General features: G+C 63.2%; 7 protein-coding genes. 2 read left to right on the forward strand and 5 right to left on the reverse strand.

Translation table 11 applies throughout. The features are described 5' to 3' along the window. The coding region (locus AUR66_RS19230) for a dihydrofolate reductase (protein ID WP_058573720.1) at window positions 1-419 on the forward strand (419 nt) is incomplete at its 5' end. 15 nt (window positions 420-434) lie between these two features. Here AUR66_RS19230 and AUR66_RS19235 read toward each other — a convergent pair. From AUR66_RS19235 to AUR66_RS19255, 5 genes are all read right to left on the reverse strand, one after another. Next, on the reverse strand, window positions 435-1,505 hold the full coding sequence (locus AUR66_RS19235) for a glycosyltransferase family 4 protein (protein ID WP_058573721.1): 1,071 nt from the start codon (window positions 1,503-1,505) through the stop codon (window positions 435-437). A 1-nt stretch (window position 1,506) separates the two neighbouring features. Beyond that, entirely contained in the window at window positions 1,507-1,884 is a 378-nt protein-coding gene (locus AUR66_RS19240; protein ID WP_058573722.1) for a 6-pyruvoyl trahydropterin synthase family protein, read from the reverse strand. Window positions 1,885-1,890: 6 nt separating this feature from the next. Continuing rightward, window positions 1,891-2,889: a zinc-binding dehydrogenase gene (locus tag AUR66_RS19245; RefSeq protein ID WP_058573723.1), complete on the reverse strand. Its 999-nt coding sequence runs from the start codon at window positions 2,887-2,889 to the stop codon at window positions 1,891-1,893. Between the two features lie 3 nt (window positions 2,890-2,892). Further along, window positions 2,893-3,678 (reverse strand): GTP cyclohydrolase III, encoded by a 786-nt coding sequence (locus tag AUR66_RS19250; protein WP_058573724.1) that lies wholly within the window; start codon window positions 3,676-3,678, stop codon window positions 2,893-2,895. A 72-nt stretch (window positions 3,679-3,750) separates the two neighbouring features. After that, window positions 3,751-4,017, reverse strand: coding sequence for a hypothetical protein (locus AUR66_RS19255; RefSeq protein WP_058573725.1), 267 nt, complete (start codon window positions 4,015-4,017; stop codon window positions 3,751-3,753). Between the two features lie 77 nt (window positions 4,018-4,094). On the opposite strand from AUR66_RS19255, the gene AUR66_RS19260 reads away from it, so the two are divergent. Further along, a partial coding sequence (locus tag AUR66_RS19260; RefSeq protein ID WP_394326270.1) for an HAD-IIA family hydrolase occupies window positions 4,095-4,539 on the forward strand: 445 nt, incomplete at its 3' end.

Here is a 4,539-nt window from a genome sequence, read left to right on the forward strand (position 1 = left end):
GGCCCAGCATCCCCGAAGACAAGAGACAGTATCGTAGCCGAATCGCCGACGACCCGGTGATTCTCGGCCGAAAGACGTTCGAGTCGATGCTGGACGACTTGCCGGGACGTGCCCAAATCGTCCTCAGCAGGAGTACACAGGAGTTCGACGTGGAGACGGCCCACCACGCTCGGTCCGTCGACGACGCACTCGAGATAGCCGAGTCACTCGACGCCGAGACGGCCTACGTCATCGGCGGGGAAGGAATCTACACCCTCTTTCAACCGCACCTCGACCGGATGGTGTTGAGCAGAGTCCCGGGCGAGTACGAGGGCGACACGTTCTATCCCGAGTGGGACGACGACGAGTGGCGACTCGAATCGGAGACTCCCTACGACCGATTCACGCTCCAAGAGTGGGTCCGAACGACTACCGACTGAGAGCACCCTGACGCGTCACTCGCGGTTGGCCACGAACTCTGTCAGAAACGACCGGACGGTCTGGGACGTCTCGTCCCACGTGTCGTGTTCGGCGAAGCGGTCACGGGCGGCGAGTGAGTGTGAGACGAGTCGAGAGCGGTTTCGGAACAACGGGGCAATCGCGTCGGTAATCTGGGAGGTGTCTGTCGGGTCGACGACGAACCCGTCTTCGCGATGTGTGACGAGTTCGCTCCCGCCGCCAGCAGAAGAGACGAGTGCCGGCAGTCCGAACCCCATCGCTTCGAGGGCGGCGATGCCGAATCCTTCGTAGTGCGAGGGGAGGGCAAAGAGGTGTGACTGTCGAAGTGTCGCTGCGAGGTCTGCGTCCGAGAGTCGGCCTGTGAACGTCACCCAATCAGTGACACCCAGTTCGTCGGCGAGGGCGTGAAGCGAGCGCTCGTATCTATCGTCGACTGCCGCACCGACGACGGTCAACCGCCACTGTCCGGTGGTTCGAGCGAGTGCGCGGAGCAACCCATCGACGTTCTTCCGTGGTTCGAGGTTCCCGACGGTGACGACACGGAGTGGCCCGTCGGCGGCGCGCGCACGAATCTCCTCGTCGTCCAGCGGAACGCCGTCGGAAGCGAATCGGTCGCCTGCGGGGTACGCGACGACGTTCGGGTTCGGGTCGGTCACGGCAGCGACAGTCTCTCGCGTCGTCTCGCTGTTGAAGACGAACGCATCGACAGACCGGAGGTAGCGCGACTCGATGGCCTGCTGTAGGTGCTGTCGCCACGGTGGGTGTGTCTCTCGTGAGTTGAGATGGTGGACGATAGAGACCACGGGCGTGTCGTCGAGACGGGAGTTCACCGCGGCGAGCGAAGGGTGACACAGTTCGTCCTGGAGGAGGACGTCTACGTCGACGTCGCGAAGTCGCCTGAGCGCCGAGACGTTGTCTCGGAGACGCTGGCGGTACGACCGTTCGGGGAGCGAGACGACCGTCACCTCGTCGCCCGCGGCGCGAAGGCCACGAACGAGTTCGAGGTCGTAGCGATACCCACCGGAGCGGTCGTCGAGTGGGCCGTAGACGACGAGTCCAACGTCCACGTCAGAGTGACGTTTCGTACGTCGCGCTCGCGACGTCGTCTTCCCAGATGCGAACCGAGATGTGCGTTGGGTTTTCGAGGGTGGCAGCCTCGACGAACTGCTCGCACACCTGATGGGCGAACCGCTCGACACTCGGGTTCTGTCCGGCGAACTCGACGAGTTCGTTCATGGTCTCGTCGCGGTATCGCGAGAGCGTCGCGTCGAGTGCGGCTTTCACGTCGTCGATGTCGACGAGGTACCCGTACTGGTTCAACTCTGGACCGGAGAGTTCGACTTCGACGGTGAACGCGTGGGAGTGCAGTTCTCCTTCGGGTCCGGGGTTAGGGACCGTCAGGTAGTGCTGGGCGATGACGTCCCGACGGACCGAGACACGGTACATGACCTGTCAATCGTCCGTGTAGGTAAAGAGGATTTGGACGGCTTCGTCCGGGTCGTCTTCGAGAAGACGGTAGGCGCGTGGCGCGTTCTCGATGGCAACGTGGTGGGTCACGAGCGAGTCGAGTGGGAGGTCACTCAGGTGTTCCCACGCGAGTGAGAATCGTCGGTCGGCGTCCCATCGACCTCTGAGTTCGGGCGCAATCGTACTCACCTGGCTACTCTCGACGCTGATGCGAGAGCGATGGAACCGCCCGCCGAGGTCGAGCGTCACTGGTTTCGTCCCGTACCACGACCCGACCAGTACCCGCCCGGCGTATCGCGTCACTGCGAGAGCGTCGTCGAGAGCGTCCGGGTTCCCGGAGAGTTCGAACGTGAGGTCTGCACCGTCTGCTGGGGGGTCGAGCGACTCGGGGTGGACTGCGGTCGTCGCTCCGAGGTCGAGTGCCAACTCACGGCGCTCGGGGACACAGTCGGCGACGGTGAGACTCGCGAGTGGGAACTGACCGAGGAGTGCAGTCGTCACGAGGCCGACGACACCCTGTCCGAAGACGACGACGTGCTCACCGATGAGTGGGTTTCCATCCATCACGAAGTTGAGTGCCGTCTCCATCGTCGGCAACATCGCGGCTTGCGTGTCGCTCACGTCGTCGGGGACGAGATACAGTTCACCGGGTGTCGCCAGAAATCGTGTCTCGTGGGGGTTGAACGCGAAGACGCGGCGACCGAGCCATTCGGAGCCAACGTCGTCGCCGACCGCTTCGACTTCACCTACGGCCGCGTAGCCGTATCGGAGTGGGAACGAGAGGTCACCGTCGAGGGCGGCGATGGACTCGTCGGCCGGCACGTCTGTCGGCGCTTCACCGCGATAGACGAGTCGTTCGGTTCCAGAACTCACGGCCGAGGTCAGTGTCCGGACGCGGACGTCGTCGGGGCCGGGGTCGGGAACAGCGCGGTCACGGACTTCGACGCGTTCGGGACCGACGAAGTAGACCGCACGTCCCTTCATCGGTCAGTCGGTTGTAGGTTCGACTGAGGCGTCTGCGAACTCGACGGTCGTTCCGAGGTGTCGGCAGTCTTCGAGGGCGTGTTTCGCGGCGAACCCTGCTTCGTGGGCGTTGCTCGCGGTCCCGACGCCGACTTTGAGTTCCACGTCTGCTTCCGCTTCGACGTGGTCGATGGCGGCCCGGTACTGTTCGGTGGTCAGGTCGGGCGTGACCGCGATGATGTTGTCGCCGCCGACGAAGAACGACAGCGCACCGTGTTCTTCGCGGAGGTACCGCATGAGCGAGGCGTAGCCCTGTTCGATGTGGATGAACGTGTCGAACTCGTTGAGTCGGTCGGTGTACTTCCCCGTCGCGTCGTTCACGTCGAAGTGCGCAATCTGCACGTCGGAGGACGACCGGTCGGCCTCGGCGAGTGTGTCGCCAGAGAGGACTTCGCGGCGGTCCCCGTCCTGTGCGCTCCCGGCACGCTGGACGTGGTCGGTTGCCCGTTCGAGTGCGACAGCAGGGTTCCGGTCGGTACCGATACCGAGACTGAGCGTCACGGGGTATCGGTTGGCGATAGATTCCTGCAGAAGTTTGTGGTCTTCACGGTCGAGACCGTTCGTGACGGCGACCATGTTGTCGAAGCGGGTGAAGAAAACATACCCGTCACGAGAGCCGACGAACTGGGCCAAGTCGGCGAAGAGCCGCGATTGGAGCGTCTGGAGGTCCATCTCCCGTCGCGGGTCAGGCGTGACCGTCCACGGCCCGTAGTTGTCGATCTGGACGAGTGTCAGCTGCGTATTCGTCACGGTAGAAGGGTAGAGGTTCGCGCATATCGTTCTTTGGTTCTGGGACGAACCGGCCGGGTCTGGGACGGAGACTTACGAATCAGGTTGCTGCGACGGTTTGTGGACGAATTTACTGGCGAGCACGTCGAGAATCGCCCACGTCACGACCCAGAGGAGTATCGTCGTGAGGAGTATCGTCGTCGTCGACAGCAACGGCACGACGACCGACAGCGTCGCAATCATGGAGTAGGTCAAGAAGACCGCGACCATCGCTGTCACTAACCCGTAAACCCCCATCGCACTATTTCCAGTCGCCGGCCCACGCAACCACCCGACCAGCCGCTTCGAAGAGACGCCCATACACTGTGGTACGTCATCATTCCACATAATAGTTCTCCGGGCGAACGTTCAACAGCGGCGGGTACCTACTTCGGGCGATGGAATACCGAGGTGTCGTCCTCGACGTGGATGGGACAGTCGTTCGCGGGAACGAAGCCATACCGGGCGCTCTCGACGGCCTCACAGCTATCGAAGACGCTGGACTCGACCGTCTCTTCGTCTCGAACAACCCGACCAAAGCACCGCCTGCGTACGAGTCTCGACTTCGCGGCGCTGGCATCGAGGTGTCCGCCGACGAAATCGTCACGTCCGGGACGACGACCACTGTCTTCCTCGCCGACGAGCATCCCGGTGCACGCACGTTCTGTATCGGCGAATCTGGACTCCGCGACCAACTCCGTGAGGCAGGCCTCGAACTCGTCGGCCCCACCGACGACCCGGAGGTTGTCGTCGTCGCCATCGACCGAGACTTCCACTTCGACGACATGCGCGACGCCTACGTCGCCCTCCGGAACGGTGCGCAGTTCTACGGGACCGACCCGG

Origin of the sequence: Haloferax profundi (assembly GCF_001469865.1) — an archaeon.
GTDB lineage: Archaea > Halobacteriota > Halobacteria > Halobacteriales > Haloferacaceae > Haloferax > Haloferax profundi.